The 21076-nt window shown below is 62.5% G+C and carries 18 protein-coding genes; 8 read left to right on the forward strand and 10 right to left on the reverse strand.

Features of this window, described 5'->3' with window-relative positions; genetic code table 11:
- The first annotated feature begins 4 nt into the window (after positions 1-4).
- A complete protein-coding gene (locus tag ACMV8A_RS01180; protein ID WP_495323890.1) occupies positions 5-484 on the forward strand; it encodes a nucleoside deaminase in 480 nt (159 codons plus the stop codon).
- On the opposite strand, the gene ACMV8A_RS01185 is transcribed toward ACMV8A_RS01180, so the two are convergent.
- Positions 485-1381 (reverse strand): GGDEF domain-containing protein, encoded by an 897-nt coding sequence (locus ACMV8A_RS01185; protein WP_495323891.1) that lies wholly within the window; start codon positions 1379-1381, stop codon positions 485-487. It lies immediately after the preceding gene.
- Between the two features lie 241 nt (positions 1382-1622).
- On the opposite strand from ACMV8A_RS01185, the gene ACMV8A_RS01190 reads away from it, so the two are divergent.
- Positions 1623-2669 (forward strand): thioredoxin family protein, encoded by a 1047-nt coding sequence (locus ACMV8A_RS01190; RefSeq protein WP_495323892.1) that lies wholly within the window; start codon positions 1623-1625, stop codon positions 2667-2669.
- 79 nt (positions 2670-2748) lie between these two features.
- Here ACMV8A_RS01190 and ACMV8A_RS01195 read toward each other — a convergent pair whose 3' ends face one another.
- From ACMV8A_RS01195 to hpnC, 4 genes are read right to left on the reverse strand one after another with little or no spacing between them, the layout of a single operon-like run.
- A complete protein-coding gene (locus ACMV8A_RS01195; protein ID WP_495323893.1) occupies positions 2749-3489 on the reverse strand; it encodes a YciK family oxidoreductase in 741 nt (246 codons plus the stop codon).
- 33 nt (positions 3490-3522) lie between these two features.
- Positions 3523-4827: a hydroxysqualene dehydroxylase HpnE gene (gene hpnE, locus ACMV8A_RS01200; RefSeq protein WP_495323894.1), complete on the reverse strand. Its 1305-nt coding sequence runs from the start codon at positions 4825-4827 to the stop codon at positions 3523-3525.
- Complete coding sequence (gene hpnD, locus ACMV8A_RS01205) at positions 4827-5681, reverse strand: presqualene diphosphate synthase HpnD (RefSeq protein WP_495323895.1); 855 nt, start codon at positions 5679-5681, stop codon at positions 4827-4829. The genes hpnE and hpnD overlap by 1 nt, the downstream gene beginning before the upstream one ends.
- 35 nt (positions 5682-5716) lie before the next feature.
- On the reverse strand, positions 5717-6604 hold the full coding sequence (gene hpnC, locus ACMV8A_RS01210; protein WP_495323896.1) for a squalene synthase HpnC: 888 nt from the start codon (positions 6602-6604) through the stop codon (positions 5717-5719).
- 26 nt (positions 6605-6630) lie between these two features.
- Here hpnC and ACMV8A_RS01215 point away from each other — a divergent pair, with 26 nt between their 5' ends.
- Positions 6631-6819, forward strand: a complete 189-nt coding sequence (locus tag ACMV8A_RS01215) for a hypothetical protein (protein ID WP_495323897.1) — start codon at positions 6631-6633, stop codon at positions 6817-6819.
- Here ACMV8A_RS01215 and ACMV8A_RS01220 read toward each other — a convergent pair.
- From ACMV8A_RS01220 to ACMV8A_RS01235, 4 genes are read right to left on the reverse strand one after another with little or no spacing between them, the layout of a single operon-like run.
- Complete coding sequence (locus tag ACMV8A_RS01220) at positions 6816-8090, reverse strand: DNA recombination protein RmuC (protein WP_495323898.1); 1275 nt, start codon at positions 8088-8090, stop codon at positions 6816-6818. The two genes, ACMV8A_RS01215 and ACMV8A_RS01220, sit on opposite strands and share 4 nt — an antisense overlap.
- A 56-nt stretch (positions 8091-8146) precedes the next feature.
- Complete coding sequence (gph, locus tag ACMV8A_RS01225; protein WP_495323899.1) at positions 8147-8809, reverse strand: phosphoglycolate phosphatase; 663 nt, start codon at positions 8807-8809, stop codon at positions 8147-8149.
- A 60-nt stretch (positions 8810-8869) separates the two neighbouring features.
- Positions 8870-9577, reverse strand: coding sequence for a bifunctional 2-polyprenyl-6-hydroxyphenol methylase/3-demethylubiquinol 3-O-methyltransferase UbiG (gene ubiG, locus ACMV8A_RS01230; RefSeq protein WP_495323900.1), 708 nt, complete (start codon positions 9575-9577; stop codon positions 8870-8872).
- Positions 9574-10914, reverse strand: coding sequence for a TRZ/ATZ family hydrolase (locus ACMV8A_RS01235; RefSeq protein WP_495323901.1), 1341 nt, complete (start codon positions 10912-10914; stop codon positions 9574-9576). The genes ubiG and ACMV8A_RS01235 overlap by 4 nt, the downstream gene beginning before the upstream one ends.
- Positions 10915-11089: 175 nt before the next feature.
- On the opposite strand from ACMV8A_RS01235, the gene ACMV8A_RS01240 reads away from it, so the two are divergent.
- Positions 11090-13540, forward strand: a complete 2451-nt coding sequence (locus tag ACMV8A_RS01240) for a DUF1631 domain-containing protein (RefSeq protein WP_495323902.1) — start codon at positions 11090-11092, stop codon at positions 13538-13540.
- A gap of 86 nt (positions 13541-13626) precedes the next feature.
- On the opposite strand, the gene ACMV8A_RS01245 is transcribed toward ACMV8A_RS01240, so the two are convergent.
- On the reverse strand, positions 13627-14622 hold the full coding sequence (locus ACMV8A_RS01245; RefSeq protein ID WP_495323903.1) for a porin: 996 nt from the start codon (positions 14620-14622) through the stop codon (positions 13627-13629).
- Between the two features lie 173 nt (positions 14623-14795).
- On the opposite strand from ACMV8A_RS01245, the gene mtnA reads away from it, so the two are divergent.
- The 4 genes from mtnA to ACMV8A_RS01265 all read left to right on the forward strand — a co-directional run bounded on the left by mtnA (position 14796) and on the right by ACMV8A_RS01265 (position 21072).
- On the forward strand, positions 14796-15848 hold the full coding sequence (gene mtnA / locus ACMV8A_RS01250) for an S-methyl-5-thioribose-1-phosphate isomerase (RefSeq protein WP_495323904.1): 1053 nt from the start codon (positions 14796-14798) through the stop codon (positions 15846-15848).
- A 236-nt stretch (positions 15849-16084) separates the two neighbouring features.
- Complete coding sequence (gyrA, locus tag ACMV8A_RS01255) at positions 16085-18658, forward strand: DNA gyrase subunit A (RefSeq protein WP_495323905.1); 2574 nt, start codon at positions 16085-16087, stop codon at positions 18656-18658.
- A gap of 62 nt (positions 18659-18720) precedes the next feature.
- Positions 18721-19806 carry a 3-phosphoserine/phosphohydroxythreonine transaminase gene (gene serC / locus ACMV8A_RS01260; RefSeq protein ID WP_495323906.1) on the forward strand — a complete coding sequence of 362 codons (1086 nt, stop codon included), beginning with the start codon at positions 18721-18723 and terminating at the stop codon, positions 19804-19806.
- A 96-nt stretch (positions 19807-19902) separates the two neighbouring features.
- Complete coding sequence (locus tag ACMV8A_RS01265) at positions 19903-21072, forward strand: phosphoglycerate dehydrogenase (RefSeq protein ID WP_495323907.1); 1170 nt, start codon at positions 19903-19905, stop codon at positions 21070-21072.
- The last annotated feature ends 4 nt before the right edge of the window (positions 21073-21076 follow it).

Raw genomic sequence — 21076 nt, forward strand, 5'->3', positions numbered from 1 at the left:
GGCGATGAGCGAGGCGGAACAACAGCAACACTTCATGCGCGAGGCCCTGGCCCTGGCGGCGCAGTCGGTGCGCGACGGCGGCGGCCCGTTCGGGGCCGTGGTGGTGCGCAATGGTGTCGTCATCGGCCGTGGCAACAATCGGGTGACCCCGGACAATGACCCCACCGCCCATGCGGAAGTGGTGGCGATCCGTGCCGCCTGCCGTACCCTGGGCAGTTTCAGCCTGGAGGGGTGCGAGTTGTACGTGAACTGCGAGCCGTGTCCGATGTGCCTCGCAGCGGCCTATTGGGCGCGGCTGGAGCGCATCTATTATGCCGCCACGCGCGACGATGCCGCGGCCGCCGGTTTCGACGATGCGATCATCTATCAGGAGGTCTGCCTGTTGCCGGAACGGCGGCGGCTGCCGTTGCTCCGGCTGTTGCCGGAGGAGGCGGGGGATGCCTTCGCCGCCTGGGCGGCGAAGGCCGATCGGGTGGATTACTGATTACTCTGCTGCGACCACGCGGTTGCGGCCCTGCTGCTTGGCCTCATAGAGGGCATGGTCGGCGCGGTCGAACAGATGGTCACCGTTCTCATCGCCCAAACTGGCGATGCCGATACTGACGGTGACCTGGATGTCCTTGCCTTCGCAGGCGCAGGTGGCGGATTCCACGGTGCTACGGATACGCTCTGCGACAACCCGGGCGCCTTCCGGCCGTGTACCGCGCAGCAATACGACGAATTCTTCGCCGCCGAAACGGAATAACAGGTCATCCCCGCGCAACTCTGCAGCTATGACGCGGGCTACCGAGCGCAGCACGGCATCACCAATGGCATGGCCGTGACGATCATTGACCTTCTTGAACCAATCGATGTCGATGACCATCAGCGCCAGCGGCTGCTGATGGCGTTGGGCCAGGGAAACCTCGCGCGCCAGGCTGTTTTCCAGGGCGGCACGGTTGCCGATACCGGTCAGCGGGTCACGGTGGGCGGCGGCAATGGCGTCGCGGTAGTGCAGGGCGTTGCGCAGCGGATAGACCAGGGTGCAGAGCAGGTATTCGATCTGTGCCAGGTCCTGTTCCGAGAAGCGCTTGTTGCGGCTGATGGCGACCTCACCCAGCTCAGTGCCGAGCAGGTTGAGGCGGTAGCTGCAATGATGGCGGCCGGTGTGGCCGACGGCGACGACGAAGCGGCGCTCGTCGTTACGGTAGGTCAGTCCCTGATGGGAGATGGTTTCCTGTACCGTGTCGGAGAAGATGCGCAGCAACTGTTCTAGGTCGAGGGTGGTTTGCAGCGCCGTGGTGAGGCGCAGGGTATCCGGTGCCTCGACGCCGCGCGCCAGGCTGACCACCGGGGCCAGGGTCGGTTTGCTGTCAGTGTTGAGCGAGCCGTGCAGTGCCATGATTTTGTTCCTTGTGCGGAAGCAGGTGTTCTTGGCTCTGTCTTAGCGATTTCTGTGCCAAACTTGTAAAACATAATAAAAACAATTAAATACATATTGTGTTGTGAGTGCTAGTCAAATATCCGGCGCGTTGCGGCGGCGATTTTTTGCCGCCAGGGCAGGGTTCGGCGGGCGCTGAACCCGTCCGCCGGCGTCAAGTCAAAAAAGCGGTACAACACCAAAATAACGAGGAGGAGATGCGATGCGTGGAACGGCTCTGGGGATATGGCTGCTGGGGTTCACCTGGCTGGGGAGTGCGGTGGCGGCGACGCCCGGTGACGGCAATGTGCTCGAGGGCGGGGTAAATCCCGGCTACCACGACAAACCGGCGTGGTTCAAAAACTCCTTCATGGAACTGGCCGATGACGTCGCCGAGGCCAGGGCGGCCGGCAAGCGCGTGTTGCTCTATTTCTATCAGGACGGTTGCCCCTACTGCAAAAAGCTGCTGGACGACAACTTCGGTACGGCAGCGGGTGCCGCCAAGACGCAGCGTCTGTACGACGTCATCGCCATCAATATGTGGGGCGACCGGGAGGTCACCGCCGTGGACGGTGCGGTGATGACGGAAAAGGAATTTGCCGAGCAACTCAAGGTGATGTACACACCGACCATGGTGTTTCTCGATGACAAGGGTATGCCCTTGCTACGGCTGAACGGCTACTACGCCCCGGACCGGTTCGAGATTGCTCTGGACTACGGAGCGCGGCGTGAGAACGATGGTTTGGCCTTCCGCGATTACGCCGCCCAACGCGCAGGCAGCCGAGCGGCCGCACCGATGCAGGCCAATCCGCTGTTCCTCAAACCGCCCTATGGGCTGGCGCGCAATCGCATAGCTGCACAGCGTCCCCTGCTGGTGCTGTTCGAGCAGGCCGGCTGTGACGCCTGTGCCGAATTCCATCGCGATATCATGGTGCGGCCCGAGTCGCGCGAGTTGTTGCAGCGCTTCGATGCGGTACAGCTCGACATGTGGAGCAAAACAGCACTGGTGGCGCCGGACGGTAGTCGCACCACGGCGGCGGACTGGGCGAAGAAGCTGAATATCCAGTACACACCCTCACTGGTATTCTTCGATGAGCGGGGGAACGAGGTGTTCCGCAGTGAGGCTTATCTGCGCACTTTCCATGTGCAGTCTGTGATGGAGTACATCGCCAGCGGCGCCTACCGCAAGCAACCCAATCTGCAACGCTATATTCAGGAGCGTGCCGACCACCTGCGCGAGCAGGGCGTGGTGGTGGATTTGATGGAGTAATGCTGGCGTAGGGGCTGGGCGCAACCGGTGCCTGACCCGGGCGCCGGTTCGCCGAGAGGACTCGGCTCCTGCCGCGATTCTATTGCGCGTTGGTCCGCTGCCCGGTGGTGCCGCGGCTATCGGGCCCCATCAGGTAGAGGTAAACGGAGAGAATTTCTTCCGGCCGCGGCAGTGAGTTGGGATCTTCGCCGGGGTAGGCCTTGGCGCGCATGGAGGTGCGCACGGCACCTGGATCGATGCTGTTGACGCGGATTGGGGTGTTGGTCTCCAGTTCGTCGGCCCAGATCTCCATCATGTTTTCGCAGGCCGCCTTGGTGATGCCATAGGCGCCCCAGTAGGCGCGTCCCTTGCGGCCGACCGCGCTGCTGGTGAACAGCACCGAGGCATCCTTGGAGTTCTTCAGCAGCGGCAGCAGGGCGCGGGTCAGCAGATAGGGCGCGTGCAGGTTTACCTGCATCAGTTGCGCCCATTGCTTGATGTCGTACTGCTCCAGCGGCGTCAGGGTGCCAAGCAGGGCTGCGTTGTGCAGCAGGCCATCGAGGCGGCCGAACTCCTTCTCCAGCATGGCGGCCAGTTCCAGGTATTGCTCGGGTACGGCCTTTTCCAGGTTCATCGGCACCAGTGCCGGTTGCGGGGCGCCACTCTGCTCGATGGTGTCGTACACCTTTTCCAGCTTGCGTGTGCTGCGGCCGAGCAGAATCACGGTGGCACCGTGGGCGGCAAAGGACTTGGCCGCAGCAGCGCCGATGCCGTCGCCGGCGCCGGTGACCAGGATGACGCGGTCCTTGAGCAGGTCGGGGACGGGTTTGTAGTTGTGCATCGTGGTTCCTTTCGGCGCGTTGTTTGGACGTTATCACCGGGTTTGCATGGCGATGATGCGGCGTGCGCATTGTACCCCACTGCGCATGGCACCTTCGAGAGTGGCAGGGTAGCCGGTATCAGTGTAGTCGCCGGCGAGCCACAGGCCAGGCATAGGGGTGGCGTTGGTGGGACGGCGGGCGTTGCTGCCCACGTCGCACAGGAAGGTAGCGCGCTTTTCCCGCAGCGTATGTATCTGTTGCGGGTCGGGCCAGTGGGGAAAGTGTCGGGCGATCGCGGCGGCTACCTGCTCCCCCAATTCCGTCGCTGCCATGGCCATGTGCGCGCCGGGGCCGCTGATCACGGCAGCCATCAGGCCGTGCTGGCCGCAGGCAATGCCACGGTCGATGAGCCAGTGGGGCATCCCATGTTCAAAGCCGAGCATGGCGCTGCCGAGCGTGGTGCCGGCCGGATAGGCCAGGTAGACGGTCGTGATGGGGGCACTGCCCAGGGTGAGCAACTGCTGGGCCAGAGACTGCAAGGGCGGATGCGCCGCGAGCAGGGGCGCCGCATGCCAGGGCGCCGTGGCCAGTATGATATGACTGGCCGGCAAACTGGTGCCATGTGCTGCAACGGTGTGTTCGGTGCCATCCAATAGGAGGGCGCTTACACGGCAGCGTGTTGTGACGGTGCCGCCATGGTTCTCGATATAGCGCTGCGCCGGTTGCGGCAACAGCCGGGCGAGGTCGTGGCGCGGATGCAGCAGATCGGCATCGTGCCGCCGTTGTGTAAAGGCATCGCGCAGCACGCGCAAAAACACCTGGGCCGAGGCCTGCTGGATTGGAGTATTGAGGGTGGCGAGGCACAGCGGTTCCCATAGCGCGCGTACCAGGCTGGCCGGTTGTCCCGCCAACAGTTGGGCGACGCTGATATCCGGTGTGACGTGAAATTTCTGGTGCCAGGCATGCAGGCAAAAGGCCAGTGCGGCGTGTCGTTCCCCCGCGTGCAGACCGGCGGCGCGCAACAATGCCCATGCCAGGTGCAGCGGCGCGGGCAGTGGTGGTGCGGCGAGTTGCAACCGCACATGGTCTCGTTGCACGGTCAGCCGCAGGGGCTCGCGCAACAGTGCCGTCGTGGTGTTGACGCCGACCTGCTGCAACAGACGCAGTGTCTCGTGATAGGCGCCGATGAGCAGGTGTTGCCCGTTGTCGACGGTCTGAGCATCCAGCGGCACGGAACGGGCACGGCCGCCCAGTTGCGGTGCCGATTCCAGCACCTGCACCGGGATGCCGGCGGCGCTCAGTTCAACGGCCGCGGCAAGCCCCGCCCAGCCGCCGCCCACCACGATAACCGGTTTCATTATTTCTTGTGGTGTCGCCGCGACTCGCCGCGCGCCGTGCGCCAGGCGATCCACAGCTTGCGCCAAGCCGGCAGCCGCACGCGCTGGTGCAGTACCGGATAACCCTGTTGAGCGATGGCGTCTAGGGTGGAGAGATAAATGGCGGCCATGATCAGCCCGCTGCGCTGGCGGTAGCGATCCTTGCTCGGCAGGTGGGCGAAGGCCTTATCGTAGTAGCTATGGGCGCGCTCGGCCTGGAATTGCAGCAGGGCACGCATGCCGCCGGTCATGCGCCGCGCCATGATGTCGTCCTCGCTGACGCCGAAGCGTGCCAGCTCGTCGGTCGGCAGATAGATGCGGCCACGGGCGGCGTCCTCACCGACGTCACGCAGGATATTGGTGAGCTGAAAGGCCATGCCGAGGTCATGGGCGTATTTCAGCGTACGGCGATCCTCATAGCCGAAGATGGCGGCAGCCATCAGTCCCACCACGCCGGCGACGCGGTAGCAGTAGAGCGACAACTCCTTGAATGACGCGTAGCGCGTCTGCGTCAGGTCCATGGCCATACCGTCGATGATTTCCTGCAATTGTTCCTGCGGCAGGCTGTAGCGGGCAACGGCCGGCTGCAACGCCTGCGTCACCGGATGTTGCGGTTCGCCGGCGTAGAGGCGGGCAATCTCTTCCCGCCACCCGTTCAGCTTGGCCTCGGCCACTACGGTATCGCTGCACTCGTCTACCACATCGTCCACTTCGCGGCAGAATGCATACAGCGCCATGATGGCGCGGCGCTGCTCCGTCGGCAGGAACAGAAAGCTGTAGTAGAAACTCGAGCCGCTGCGGGCGGCCTTTTTCTCACAATATTGTTCGGGCGTCATACGGTTCAGTTTCGAGTTGGCTTCTGTCTAACGCCTTACGTCTTACGTCCTGCGGCGAATAGACTGCGCCACAGTATCACAGGCCAGTCACGTCGCCGCAGGCGCGGGCGGGAGAATGGTGCCATATCCAGGTTGGCTTCCAGCCGCTCCAGGATGCGCAGGCCACCGGCGATGATGAGGCGTATCTCCCAGCCGAAGCGGCCGCGCAGGTGCCGGCCCAGGGGCATGCCGGCATACATCATTTCCCGGCTGCGGCGGTATTGCAGCCGCAGCAGCTCCCGCAGTGCGGCGTCGTTACGGCGGTCACGGAAATGATCCGAGCGGACGCCGTACTGTCGCATTTCGTCCTGCGGAATATAGATACGACCCATTTCGTCATAGTCCTGGGTCAGATCCTGATAGAAGTTGATCAATTGCAGGGAGCTGCATACGTGATCCGACAGGGCCAGGTTTTCCACACTGGCGGCGCCGTTCAGATGCAATAGCAGGCGGCCTACCGGATTGGCGGAACGCCGGCAGTAATCAAGAACGGCATCGAAATCGGCATACGTCCCCTGCGTGACATCCTGGCGGAAGGCGGAAAGCAGGTCGTGAAACAGCGGCAATGGCAGGTCATGTCGGGCGATGACATCGGCCAGGGCGATGAAGATGGGATGGGTGCCGTTCTCGCTGCGGGCCAGGGCGTCCAGTTCGCTCCTGTAGGCATCGAGCCGGGCCAGGCGCTGCGCAGCCGGCAGGTCGCCTTCGTCGGCAAAGTCATCGGCGCTGCGGGCGAAGGCGTAGATGACGGCGATGGGACGGCGCAGGCGGGCTGGCAGCAGGCGTGAGGCAACGGGAAAATTTTCGTAGTGGGACCGCGCCATCTGTTCGCAGTAGGCGTAGGCTTGCGGCAAGGTGCACGGCGCGGTAACGTCAGCAGACATTTAATGTCGGAGAATGGAGTAGGGCCATGAAGAAGCTGCTGTTTCTGATCATCATCGTGCTGTTGGCCGGTGTGTGGTTTGGCATCAATATTGCGCGCGACAAGCCGCTGCTCAGTAATCCCTTCGAGGAGAAGAGCCTCCGCGACAAGGCGGCGGATACGGCCAAGGATATCTATCGGGAATCGAAGGAAGCCATCAAGAAGAAGCTCGACTAGGCTTTCTCATCCTCGCCGGCGGCCACGTCCCTGGCCGCCACTTCGATTTGCGCCACGTCGCTCAACTCCTTCTTGGCGCTGATACCCATTTCCGTAAAGCGTCGCACGCTGGGTAGCACGCGGGCGTCGAAGGTGCCCACGGTCTTGTTGAAGTGGCTGACGCTGCTTTCTAGACTCTTGCCAAGTCGGCCCAGGTGTTCGGTAAAGGTGGCGACACGGCCGTACAACTCCTCGCCCAGGGTGCGGATTTTTTCGGCATTTTCCGCCAGCGCCTGCTGGCGCCAGCCGTAACCCACCGCGCGCAACAAGGCAACGAAGCTGGTGGGGGTGGCCAGGATGACTTTGTCGGCCAAGGCATCCTCCAGCAGCCTGCGATCCAGTTCCAGGGCGGCGGAGAGAAACTGCTCGCCGGGAATGAACAGCACCACGAAGTCCGGCGTGTTCTTGAACTGCTGCCAGTAAGCCTTGGCCGACAGTTCGCGCACGCGCTCGCGCACCTTGCGGGCGTGGCGCTCCAGTTCGCGGCGCCGTGTTTCGTCGTCGCCCGCTTCAATCGCGGAGAGGTAGGCGTCCAGCGGCGTTTTGGCGTCGACGATGATGTCGCGGCCGTCGGGCATGCGCACAATCATGTCCGGGCGCAGGTTGCCTTCCTCGGTGCGTACCTGCTCCTGTTCGAAGAAGTCGCAGTGTTCCACCATGCCGGCCAGCTCGGCCAGGCGCTTGAGAGTCATTTCGCCCCATTGGCCGCGTACCTCGGGGCGGCGCAGCGCCTGCACCAGGTTGCGCGTTTCGCCCTGTAACGAACGGTGCGCCTCGGCCATGGACTCCAGGTGTTTGGTCAGCGAGCCGTAGGCTTCGGCACGGGATTTCTCTACCTCCTGGATCTGCTTTTCGGTTTTTTCCAGCGCCTCGCGGATCGGCCGAACCAGGTTTTCCACCGCCTTTTCCCGTTGTGCCAGTTCGCCCTGGGCCTGGATATGGAACTGTTTGAGGTTTTCCTGGGCCAGGCGCAGGAATTCGCCGCTGTTGTGCTTGAGCGCTTCACTCGCCATGGTGCTGAAGGTGCCGGCCAGATTTTCCCGCACCTGTTCCAGCGCCACGCTCTTTTCAATGGCGGCGCGGCGCTCCGCATCCAGCTCAGCCTGCAGGCGGGCATTTTCCTCGCGCAACAGTACGGCGCGGCGGTTGAGGGTCAGGAAGGTCACAATGGCACTGATCAGTGCTGCCAGGGCCGTCGCCAGTATCAGCAGTATCAGATAGGTATCGGTCACGGTGTGGCGTGTTCCAGGATAGGGGATGCCGCTTAGTATAACGGCATTGCTGCCATCTACACCGTATCAGCGACCCAGCGCAGTAAGTCCAGCGGCGCCTCGATCATCCCATCCGCTCCCCAGTCGTGTGGCTGATCGGTACTCCCGATATAACCGTAGAGGGCGATCAGCGTGTGCATGCCGGCATTGCGCCCGGCGGCAATGTCGCGCTCCGCATCGCCGAGATACAGGCATTCAGCGGCTTCGCTGCCGGCCTCGCGGCAGGCGAGCAGCATGGGGGCGGGGTGCGGCTTGCGTTCCGGCAGGGTGTCGCCGCTGATGATGGTGGCCGCGCGCTGACTCAAGCCCAATTCGGCCATCAGCGGGTCGGTAAGCCAGGCTGGCTTGTTGGTCACCACGCCCCAGTTGAGGCCACGTCCCTCGATGGCATCCAGCAGTTCTGCCGTGCCGGGAAACAGGCGTGTGCCACGGGTGATGTTGTTGCGGTAGATGTCGAGGAAGTGGTCGCGCAGGCGATCGAACTCTTCTGCAGGCAGGTCCGTGCCGAAGCCCAACTGCAACAGTGCGGTGCCACCGTGGGAGACCACCGGGCGAACGATATCGTACGGCAGCGGCGCGCGCCCGGCGTGCTCCAGCGTGCGGTTGAGGGCATAGGCCAGGTCCGGCGCCGTGTCGGCCAGGGTGCCGTCGAGATCGAAGAGGATGGTGCGGAGGGACATCAATGCGGTTTTGAGTTTCGTGTTTCGGATAGCGTGGATTTCGGTTTTCGAAACGCGAAATTACTCCTTTACACAATACGCCAGATAATTCACGTCCATATCCCGCCCCAGGGAGTAAGTACGGGTGAACGGGTTGTAGCTCATGCCGGTGAGATCCTTCAGTTGCAGCCCGGCCTGGCGGATGCCGCTCTCCAGTTCGGAGGGGCGGATGAACTTGGCGAAGTCGTGGGTACCCCTGGGCAGCAGGCGCAGGACGTATTCGGCACCGATGACCGCAAACAGGTAGGCCTTGGGGTTGCGGTTGATGGTGGAGAAAAACACTTGGCCGCCGGGTTTGACCAATGTGGCGCAGGCGGCAATCACCGAGGCCGGGTTCGGTACATGCTCCAGCATCTCCATGCAGGTGACGACATCGAACCGGCCGGGCATTTCCGCAGCCAGCTGTTCGGCGGTGGTGCGGCGATAGTCCACCTCGACACCAGACTCCAGCTTGTGCAACTGGGCCACCTCCAGCGGCGCTTCACCCATATCGATGCCCAGCACCTTGGCGCCGCGTGCAGCCATGCTCTCGGCCAGGATGCCACCGCCGCAGCCGATATCGAGCACGGTCTTGCCGGCGAGACCGGCGCGTTGGTCAATATAATCCAGGCGCAGCGGATTGATGTCGTGCAGCGGCTTGAATTCGCTGTCCGGATCCCACCAGCGCGAGGCCATGGCCTCGAATTTGCCGACTTCGGCGTGGTCGACGTTGTGGGTCGTGGCGCTCATGAGTGCTCCTTGGCGTGTACATCTTTGTCGTGAATATTTTCGCGCCAGTGACGCGCGCGGGCCAGGGCCGCCGCCATATCCAGCGTGGTGAGTTGGCGGCCCTTGAGCAGGTGACGGCCGGCCACCCAGACATCGGTGACCTTGTCGCGGCTGATGGAGTAGATCAATTTGGACAAGGGATGATACAGCGGTTGGGTTTCCACGTCGCCGAGATTGATGGCCGTGATATCGGCCTGCTTGCCCACGCTGAGGGAACCGGTTTCCTGCTCCAGCCCGAGGGCGCGGGCGCCGCCCAGGGTGGCCATGTACAGCGCATCGGCGGCAGGTACGGCGCGGGCGTCACCGGCCACCCCCTTGGCGAGCAGGGCGGCGGTGCGGGCCTCGCTGATGACGTCGAGGTCATTGTTGCTGGCCGCGCCATCGGTGCCCAGGGCGACATTGACGCCGGCCTGGCGCAGCTTGTGTACCGGACAGAAGCCGCTGGCCAGTTTGAGATTGGATTCCGGGCAGTGCACCACGTGCAGCCCAACCTCGGCACAGCGCGCTATTTCCGCGTCGGTGAGTTGGGTCATGTGCACCGCCAGCAGCCGCGGTGAGAGCAGGCCCAGGCTGTCGAGGCGCGCCAGGGGCCGCTGGCCGCTCGCTGCCACCGCCTGCGCCACTTCGTCCGCCGTTTCATGGATGTGCATGTGGATGGGGATATCCAGTTCCTCGGCATAGACCACCACCTTTTCCAGAGCGGCATTGCTCACCGTATAGGGGGCATGAGGAGCGAAGGCGGTACTGATCAGCGGATGGCTATGGTAGCGGTCGTGCAGTTCGATGCCCTTGCGCAGGTACTCGTCGGCGTTCTGGGCCCAGGCCGAGGGAAAGTCGATGACGATGAGGCCGACCACGGCGCGCATGCCCACCTGGGCCGCGCAGCGGGCGGTGACATCGGGGTGGAAGTACATGTCGTTGAAGCAGGTGACGCCGCCGCGCAGCATCTCGGCCATGGCCAGCTGGGTGCCGTCGTGGATGAACTCCTCGCTGATCCAGCGCGCCTCGGTAGGCCAGATGTGGTCGTTCAGCCAGGTCATCAGCGGCAGGTCGTCGGCCAGGCCGCGCATCAGGTTCATGGCGGCGTGGGTATGGCTGTTGATGAGTCCCGGGATCAGGGCATGGTCGGGCAGTTCCAGTTCAATATCGGCATGGTAGCGCAGTTTTGCCTCGCTCCTGGGCAGCAGATCGGTAATGCGGCCATCGGTGATGGCGATGCTGTGGTGGTCCAGCACCACCTGGTCCGGTTCGACCGGGATCACCCAGCGGGCGTGGAGGAGGGTGTCGATACTTTGCATGGGCGAAAGATACAGGGCGTCAGTCGGGCTTACAAGTCATTGACCCGCCGGAGGTATGTGCCGGAAATGTGAACCAGGTCACCCGGAAACTGCCTTGTGCATCACGGTTGGATGGCGCCGTCTGTTCAATACTTTCAGCCAATGAGGATTTTCAGGTTTACCCGTCCAGAGGTGCATGATGAGCAATCCACTGAATGTGCTCCCCTTCAATGCACGCACCGACGCGACAGGAGCCAAGGGAATTGCCCTGCCGGAGTTGGTGCGTACCGCCAAACTCAATGCCGAAAAGCAGCTGGAACCCCTGCTGTCCGGCCTGTTCAGCAAGATCGATGATGCATTGTTCGAGTTGGCCGACAAGGCTGACAACAACACCCTGCAGACCCTCTATTTCGACGCCATGCGTGAGATCCGCTTGCGCAAGGGCACGATGCTGGACAAATTCGCCGCGCGCTATCACAAGGAGTTCATGGATACCGTGCAGAGTGGTCGGGCGCCCTCGGTGGAGCCGGCTTCGCTGGAGCTGGCGCTCATCAACGATGATGAGCTGGAGGAGTCCATTGCCGTCCGCAACATGATCGACAAGGCAGGCGAGCTTCACGCCGACCCCCTGTACTGCCTGACGCAGCGCCTTGGCGCCGCTATTCCTACCGCGGCCCTGGACGACTCCAATAATCCATTTGGCCCTGCCGTGCTGTGCGAGGCCTTCCGTGTCGCCGTCGGCGCGGTGGAGATGGATCTCAAGGTCAAACTGCTCATCTACAAGTTGTTCGACAAGCATGTCATCCAGAACCTGGCCCCGGTTTACGAGGCGGCCAATTATGTACTGGCCCGCGGTGGCTTGCTGCCGCATCTGAAAGGGCGTCCGCAGCCCTCGGGTATCGTACAGGTGCCGGGGCGGCAGGCCCGCCGTGGTGTAAGCGCGCCGGTTGACGCCGAAACCAGGGCCGAGCATGCCGCGGCGGGGTTGCGGGAGCTGAGCGGCTCCCTGCCCGAGGAGCTCCTCGCCCAGCAGGTGGAAACTTTCGAGTTGCTGCAACAGCTGCTTGCCGCCCAGCGTGGCGTGACGGGCGGTGCGGTGGGGGCCGTACCGCAGGCCTCAGTTATGGCGGTACCGTTGTCCGCCGACGAGATGCTGGCCACCCTGTCCTCCATGCAACAGAACTTCTCCGGCGAGGCGCTGGTTCTTGGCGAGGCGCCGCTGAATCTGCGCAGCCAACTCATGCTGCATTTCGGCCAGCAGGGTGAGGCCGCCGAGCGGGAGCTCAGCCAGACCCATGCCGATGTCATCGACGTGGTCGGGATGATGTTCGATTTCATCCTCGATGATCCGGAACTGCCGGAGGCCATCAAGGGGCTTATTGCACGCCTGCAGATCCCCATGTTGAAGGTGGCGTTGCTGGACCGTGAGTTCTTCGGCAAGAAGAGCCATCCAGCACGCCAGTTGCTCAATGAGCTGGCGCGTGCGGGTATCGGCCTGGAGGAGATTGCCGAGGTCACCGTCACGCCTGTCTACGGAAAGATCGAGTATATCGTCGGGCGCATTCTGCAGGAGTTTGAGGATGACCTGTCGATCTTCGGAGAACTGCTGGAAGACCTGTACCAGTTTCAGGCACAGGAGCGCGAGTTGCTGGAGCGGATGCAGCTCTGCCTGGAGCAATCACGCGTTACCGCCGCCGAGGTGATTGAGCCGCTCCTCAAGGTATCTGTGATGCCGGGGGTGGTGCGTTCCCTGCTGGGCGGGGCGTGGAAGGATCATTTGGCCGAGCTGTATCTCCGCGTCGGCACCAAGAGTGAAGAGTGGGAAAAGTCGGCGGCGCTGGCGGCCACGCTGGTAGGCAGTATCCAACCCAAGACCGCGGCGGAAGAACGTACTGCCCTGGTCAGGATGATCCCGACGCTGTTGGCGGAATTACGCGGCAGCGCTGTCGTGGCCGGGATGGAGGCGGAAGAGCGAGAACTCCTGTTCCGTGAGCTGGAGGCTTGTCACCTGGATTGCCTGCGGCCCAAAGAAGCCGCCAAGCAGACAGCACCGCAGGCGCGCGTGGTGCCCATGCCGGCGCCAGCCCCGGCACCAGCACGGGCCGCGGCCGGCCGGATTTTGTCCGCCGCGGAGCTGGATGCCATGCTGCATGATTTGCCGCTGCCGGACACGGCGGCCCAGGCTGGCAGTTTGCCCGTGTCTGACTCGGGGGATGAGTCGGCTCCTGGCTCGCTGGCGGCTGATCTGGATGCGGTTTTCGATGAGGAAATCGTGCTGGCCGCGGACAATGAGGGTAGCGACGAAGACATGCGCTGGGGTATGGAGTACACCGGTTACGCCGCCATGGTGCGCGAGCTGGAGGTCGGGGCCTGGCTTGGTTTTCTCGATGAGGAAGGCAACGTACGGCGTGGCAAGCTGGCCTGGAAAAGTGACCTGATGGGGGAGTACGTTTTTGTCGATCGCTTCTTCAAGGTGGTGCGCGATACCAACCTGCGGCAGCTGGTCACCGACCTCGCCAACGGGCAGGCGCTGATGGTGGAAGAGGTACCCTTGATGGACCGCGCGCTCGATTCCGTCATGGGGGCCTTGAAGAAATATCGCGACAAGGTCTCCAGCCAGGCCGCACAGCCTGATAATGCCCTGTAGTCATAAAGGCGGTCAAAAAAAGGGGCGCATGGCTGCGCCCCTTCAATACCATCAGGAGAGAAGGCGTCCCTGCCGGGGAACCGTCCTTAGAACTTGAACTCCATACCGACCACGGCGGCGGTGGCGTCACCCTTCAGCTTACCGGTATTGGCCAGACCACCGTCCTTGCCGCTGGTATACAGCACGTAGACATTGGCATCCTTGTCCAGCTTGTGGTCATAGGCCACGGCGTAGAAGGTGGGGTCTTTCTTGGTGCTGTCACCCAGATCGAGCTTGCCGTAAGCGGCCTTGATGGTGCCGGCGTCGGTGGCCTTCCATTGCAGGCTGCCGTAGGTGGCAGTGTCGTCCTTGGCGTTTTTGCGAACTTCAGTCTCATACACCACGCCCAGTGTCACTGGGCCAAAGGTGTAGCCGGCACCAAACTTGTTGGACGCTTCTTTGTCGTTGGTGGCCATGTCGGCATAATTTTCCACCGCGGCAGTCAGATACAGCGGACCGGTCTCGTAGGCGATCATCGCCGAGGTAACGCTCTTTGTATTTTTGCCCGCAGTGGTCTTTTCTTCACCTGCGCCGTAAGCCAGGCCGATGCTGACGGGGCCGAACTTGTTCAAATACATCAGCGAGTTTTCAAGGCGCTTGTCGATGGTTACGACGTTGTTGTAGTCGGCATAGGTATCGGACAGCGGGTCCAGCTTGGCGGTGGACAGCTTGTGCGGAGTGTCGTGGATACCGACGCGTACCTCACCGAAACCACCCTTCAGACCGACATAGGTGTTGCGGGCAGTGATCAGATCATCGGAGGACTTGGTCTTGTCGCCGACCGTATCGATTTGCCATTCCACCTGGCCGACCACGGCCATGCCGTTCTCCAGCTTCTTGTCCGCCTTGAAGCCGATGCGCGAGGCGTGGCTGGCGATGGTGGTGGCGCTGGTCTTGACGTCGGTGGTCTCTTCGGACGATAGGGAACCGGCGGAGACGTGGATCTTGCCATACACGGTGGTCTCGGCGGCGGCGGTGCCGGCAATGCCCAGGGCGGTGGCGATGGCGGTGGCGATCAGGCTGTACTGTACAGACTTCTGCATTGTGTATCTCCCAAGGTTGAGGAACTGATTAGCGCTAAAAAGCGCGCGCAGTATCTCCAGCCTGTGTTACCTCGGGCTGACGGTTTTGTTACGGTTGGCGGAAGGTTTTGTTACAGGCGGGCGCAGAAAAAATACGGTAGGATCGGGCGCTTTCTTCCCAAGTGACGAGCATCATGAGCACGATACACGACACCATCCGCGCCGTGCTGTGGCAGGACGACCGGCTGCAACTGCTGGACCAGCGCATCCTGCCGCAGCAGCATGTCTATCTCTCCTATGACGATCCGGCCGCCGTGGCGCAGGCGATCCGCGACATGGTGGTACGCGGCGCCCCGGCCATTGGTGTCACGGCCGCCTACGGCGTGGTGTTGGCGGGACGCAATCGTTTTCGTAGGGACGGGGCTGCCTGGCGCACTTATATAAGGGAAGACATAACCCGTCTGGCCGCCGCCCGTCCCACGGCGGTGAACCTGTTCTGGGCGCTGGAGCGCATGGAACGGCTCATCGCCGGTCTCGGCGAGGGCGATCCCGAGGCCGCCCTGCTGGCCGAGGCACGTGCCATCCACGAGGAGGACATCGCCGCTAACTACCGTATGGGCGAGTTGGGGGCGGCCCTGATCGAAGGTAAGGGCGGGGCAGTGTTGACCCACTGCAACACCGGCTCCCTCGCCACCGGTGGTTACGGCACCGCCCTCGGTGTCATCCGCAGCGCCTATACGGCTGGCCGCATCGCCCATGTCTATGCCGACGAGACCCGGCCCTGGTTGCAGGGGGCGCGTCTCACCGCCTGGGAGCTGGTGCAGGACCGGATCCCGGTGACCCTGTTGGCCGACGGCGCCGCCGCCCACCTGATGAAGCAGGGCCGGGTGCAGTGGGTCATCGTCGGTTCCGACCGCATCGCCGCCAACGGCGACGTGGCCAACAAGATCGGCACCTACAGCGCCGCGGTCAATGCCCGCTACCACGGGGTGAAGTTCATGGTGGTGGCGCCCACCTCCACGGTGGACATGTCCCTAGCCAGCGGCGATCTGATCCCCATCGAAAGCCGTTCCCCCGACGAGGTCCTGTCCCTGGCCGGGCAGCGGGTAGCCGCGCAGGGGGCGGAGGGCTGGAACCCGGCCTTTGACGTGACCCCCGCCAGCCTGATCGACGCCATCGTCACGGAGCGGGGGGTGGTGTTGAATCCGACGGCCGAAAAAATGGTGGCGATGATGAAAAACAGCTGATTCGGCGTCGCCACCTCCCTCCAGCGCCCCGCAAAGAGGCCGTGGGCGCGTTTTAGGGCCATCCGCTGGGGGAGGCTTATGGTATGATCCACCCGTTTAATCCGCGCCTGGGGCGGAATGGTGGGTGAGGCAACGCCGTCACGGTGATTCCTCATTTGCAATCAATGGGTTGCAACACCATTCCGCAGCCCCCCGTTGCCCCCGGCGCCCGAGGGTAGAAAGGACACGATTTCCCGATGGCTGAATTCGCAAAAGAAGTCCTCCCGGTCAACATCGAGGAGGAGATGAAGCAGTCCTATCTCGATTACGCCATGAGCGTGATCGTGGGCCGTGCGCTGCCCGACGTGCGCGACGGTCTCAAGCCGGTGCACCGTCGCGTGCTGCACGCCATGCGCGAGCTGGGCAACGACTGGAACAAGCCCTACAAGAAATCGGCCCGTGTGGTCGGCGACGTCATCGGTAAGTATCATCCGCACGGCGATTCGGCGGTGTACGACACCATCGTGCGCATGGCGCAGCCTTTCTCGCTGCGCTACATGCTGGTGGATGGCCAGGGCAACTTCGGTTCGGTGGACGGCGACTCCGCCGCCGCCATGCGTTATACCGAGGTGCGCATGGCGCGCATCGCCCACGAGCTGCTGGCCGACATCGAAAAGGAAACCGTCGACTTCGTCCCCAACTACGACGGTTCCGAACTGGAGCCGGACGTGCTGCCGGCGCGTTTCCCCAATCTGCTGGTCAACGGCTCCGCCGGTATTGCGGTGGGCATGGCCACCAATATTCCGCCGCACAACCTCACCGAGGTGGTCAACGGCTGTCTGGCGCTGATTGATAACCCGGCCAGCACCATCGGCGACCTGATGCAACACATTCCCGGTCCCGATTTCCCCACCGCTGGCATCATCAACGGCGCGCGCGGTATCCATGAGGCCTACCACACGGGCCGTGGCCGTATCTACGTGCGTGCCCGCACCGAGATCGAGGAGATGGACAACGGCCGCCTGCGCATCGTGGTGACCGAGCTGCCCTATCAGGTCAACAAGGCGCGCTTGCTGGAAAAGATCGCCGAGCTGGTAAAGGAAAAGAAGATCGAGGGCATCTCCGAACTGCGCGATGAGTCCGACAAGGACGGCATGCGCATGGTCATCGAGCTGAAGCGCGGCGAGCAGCCCGAGGTGTTGCTCAATAATCTGTACCAGCACACATCCATGCAGAGCGTGTTCGGCATCAATATGGTGGCCCTGCTCGACGGCCAGCCACGCCTGCTCAACCTCAAGCAGATGCTGGAGGCCTTTGTGCGTCACCGCCGCGAAGTGGTGACGCGGCGCACCATCTTCGATCTGCGCAAGGCGCGCGAGCGTGCCCATGTCTTGGAAGGTCTGGCGGTCGCCCTGGCCAACATCGACCCCATCATCGAGCTGATCAAGCGCTCGCCCAACCCGGCGGAGGCCAAGGCCGGTCTGTTGGCCCAGGTGTGGGCGCCGGGTGTGGTCACCGATATGCTGGCGCGCGCCGGCGCCGAGGCCTCGCGCCCCGAGGGGCTCGCCAAAGAGTTTGGCTTGATGCCGGACGGCTACCGCCTGTCCGAGGCTCAGGCCCAAGCGATCCTCGATCTGCGTCTGCACCGCCTCACCGGGCTGGAACAGGACAAAATCATCGAGGAATACCGCGCGTTGCTGGAGACCATCGAGGGTCTGTTGCACATCCTGCGCGATCCCAACCGCCTGATGGAGGTGATCCGCGAGGAACTGGTACAGGTACGCGACCAGTACGCCGATGCCCGTCGCACCGAGATCCGCGCCAGCCAGGAAGACCTGTCGCTGGAGGATCTGATCAGCGAGGAGGATGTAGTGGTGACCCTGTCCCACGAAGGCTACGTCAAGGCGCAGCCAGTGGCCGACTACCGCGCCCAGCGCCGCGGTGGCCGTGGCCGCGCCGCCGCCTCGGTAAAGGAAGAAGACTTCATCGACAAGCTGTTCATCGCCAACACCCACGACACCATTCTGTGCTTCTCCAGCCGCGGCCGCGTCTACTGGAAGAAGGTGTACGAGTTGCCGCAGGCCGGTCACGGCGCGCGTGGCAAGCCCATCGTCAATCTGCTGCCGCTGGAAGAGAATGAGCGCATCAACGCTATCCTGCCGATCCGTACCTTCGAGGAGGGCCAGTACATCTTCATGGCCACCGCCGGCGGTACGGTGAAGAAGACGCCGCTGACCGATTACGCCAATATCCGCAGCAACGGCATCATTGCCGTGGAACTGGTGGACAACGATCAGCTGGTGGGTGTGGACCTCACCGACGGTACACGCGACATCCTGTTATTCACCGACGCCGGCAAGGTAATCCGCTTCAACGAAGACGACGTACGCTCCATGGGCCGCGTGGCGCGTGGTGTGCGCGGTATCCGGCTGCAGGATGGCCAGAAGGTGGTGTCGCTCATCGTCGCCGCCGGGGGTGATGTGCTCACCGCTACCGAGAACGGCTACGGCAAACGCACTCCCATCAGCGAGTATCCGGTGCATGGCCGCGGCGGCCAGGGTGTCATCTCCATTCAGACCAGTGCGCGCAATGGCGCGGTGGTTGGCGCTGTGCTGGTGGGCGACACGGATGAAATCATGCTGGTCACCGATGGCGGCACATTGGTGCGTACCCGCGTCGCCGAAGTGTCGGTGCTGGGCCGCAACACCCAGGGTGTGACCCTGATCCGTCTGGGCGAGGGTGAGAAGCTGGTGGCGTTGGAGCGTATCGCCGAGAGCGGTGATGATTCGGAAGAAGAAGAGAATGACGGAGAACACGGGGAGCAGGAGTAGTCCCGTATTTACCCCGTTTCCTCCGTGGTTAATGCTTTTTTCTTGAGATAAGGGGATTAGCGATGGCGCGTGTATTCAATTTCAGTGCAGGACCAGCGATGCTGCCGCAGGCAGTGATCGAGCGGGCGCGGGACGAAATGCTGGACTGGAACGGTAGCGGCATGTCGGTGATGGAAATGAGCCATCGCGGCAAGGAATACATGTCCATCGCCGCCAAGGCCGAGGCTGACCTGCGCGAGCTGATGAACATCCCGGCCAACTACAAGGTTCTGTTCCTGCAAGGCGGTGCCTCGCAGCAGTTCGCCATGTTGCCGATGAACCTGCTGGGTGACAAGAAGGGTGCCGACTACATCAACACGGGCGACTGGTCGAAGAAGGCCATCTCCGAGGCGAAGAAGTTCTGCACCGTGAATGCCGCTGCCGACACCTCCGCCAGCAATTACACCACCGTGCCGACCCAGGGCGAACTGAAGCTCTCGGCCGATGCCGCTTATGTGCATTACTGCCCCAACGAAACCATCCGCGGCGTCGAGTTCGACTACATCCCGCAGACTGGCAGTGTACCGCTGGTGGCGGATATGTCTTCGACCATCCTGAGCCGGCCGATCGATGTCAGTAAATTTGGCGTGATCTACGCCGGTGCACAGAAGAATATCGGTCCGGCGGGCCTCACCATCGTCATCATCCGCGACGACCTCATCGGCAAGGCCCCGGCCAGTGTCGCCACCATGCTGGACTACAAGACCCATGCCGAAAACGAGTCCATGTACAACACTCCGCCCACCTATTCCTGGTATGTGGCCGGACTGGTGTTCGAATGGCTCAAGGGCATCGGCGGCCTGGAGGGTATGGCGAAGATCAATCGGCGCAAGGCGGAGAAGCTGTATGCCGCCATCGACGGTTCCGGCGGTTTCTACAAAAACCCGGTAGCCAAGCACTGCCGGTCCTGGATGAACGTGCCGTTCACCCTGCCGAAGGAAGAACTGGACGAGGTGTTTCTGAAGGAGGCCAAGAAGGCCGGCCTGACCACCCTCAAGGGGCACCGCTCGGTAGGCGGCATGCGCGCCAGCATCTACAACGCCATGCCGGAGCAGGGCATCGATACCCTGGTGGAATTCATGGCCGATTTCGCCAAGCGCAACGGTTGATGAGTCAATCCGCCGCGGAGACGCGGAGGCGCAGAGGAATAGATGCGACGTTTCTCTGTGTCTTTGAGGCAGATTTGGTTTTTCTGGGGGGTAGGCATGTACAAGATTCTGACGCTGAACAACATCTCGGTGGTCGGTCTGGAAAGGCTGCCGCGCGATGGTTACGAGATTGCCTCGGAGATCCAGCATCCCGATGCCATCCTGGTGCGTTCGCACAAGATGCATGACATGGATATTCCCGCGTCGCTCAAGGCGGTGGGGCGCGCCGGTGCCGGGGTAAACAATATCCCGGTGGACAAGATGAGCGCGCGCGGCATACCGGTGTTCAATGCGCCGGGCGCCAATGCCAATGCAGTGAAGGAACTGGTCATTGCCAGCATGCTCATCGCCTGCCGCAACATCTGCGCCGCTTGGGATTTTTCCCGCCATCTGGAGGGCGACGACGCCTCCATCGATAAGCAGACCGAAGCGGGCAAGAAAAACTATGCCGGTTTCGAATTGCCCGGCCGTACCTTGGGTGTGGTGGGACTCGGTGCCATCGGTCGCGAGGTGGCCAATGCGGCCATCGCTTTGGGCATGAAAGTCATCGGCTTCGATCCGGGCATTACCGTGGAAGGCGCGTGGCGCCTCTCCTCCAGCGTGCAGAAGGCGGCGAGTTTCGATGAGATGGTGGGCAAGGTGGATTTCATCACCTTCCATGTGCCGCTCATCGACGCCACGCGCAACATGCTCAATGCCGAGCGCCTGCGCAGCGCAAAGAAAGGACTGGTGATCCTCAACTTCGCCCGCAAGGGGATCGTGGACGATGAGGCAGTGGTGGCAGCCGTCGACAGTGGCAAGGTCTACGGTTATGTGTGCGATTTTCCCACCAACCTGCTCAAACAGCATCCGCGTGTCATCACACTGCCACACCTGGGCGCATCCACCCAGGAGGCTGAGGATAATTGTGCAGTGATGGTGGCGGAGCAGGTGCGTGATTATCTGGAAAACGGCAACGTGGTGAACTCGGTGAACTTCCCCGAGGTGGTGATGAGCCGCAGCGAAGGCACCTACCGCCTGACCGTGGTGAACTCCAATGTGCCCAACATGCTGAGTCAGATATCCAGTGATCTGGGTAAGGCTGGTCTGAATATCATCGACATGTTGAACAAGTCGCGCGGCGAACTGGCCTATACCGTAGTGGATGTGGATCGTCCGGTGCCGGAAAACGTAGTGCAGGAAATCGCCGCCATCAATGGCGTGCTGGCAGTGCGTGTCATCGAATAAGCTC

The sequence above is a fragment of the Sulfurivermis sp. genome (genome assembly GCF_059410345.1).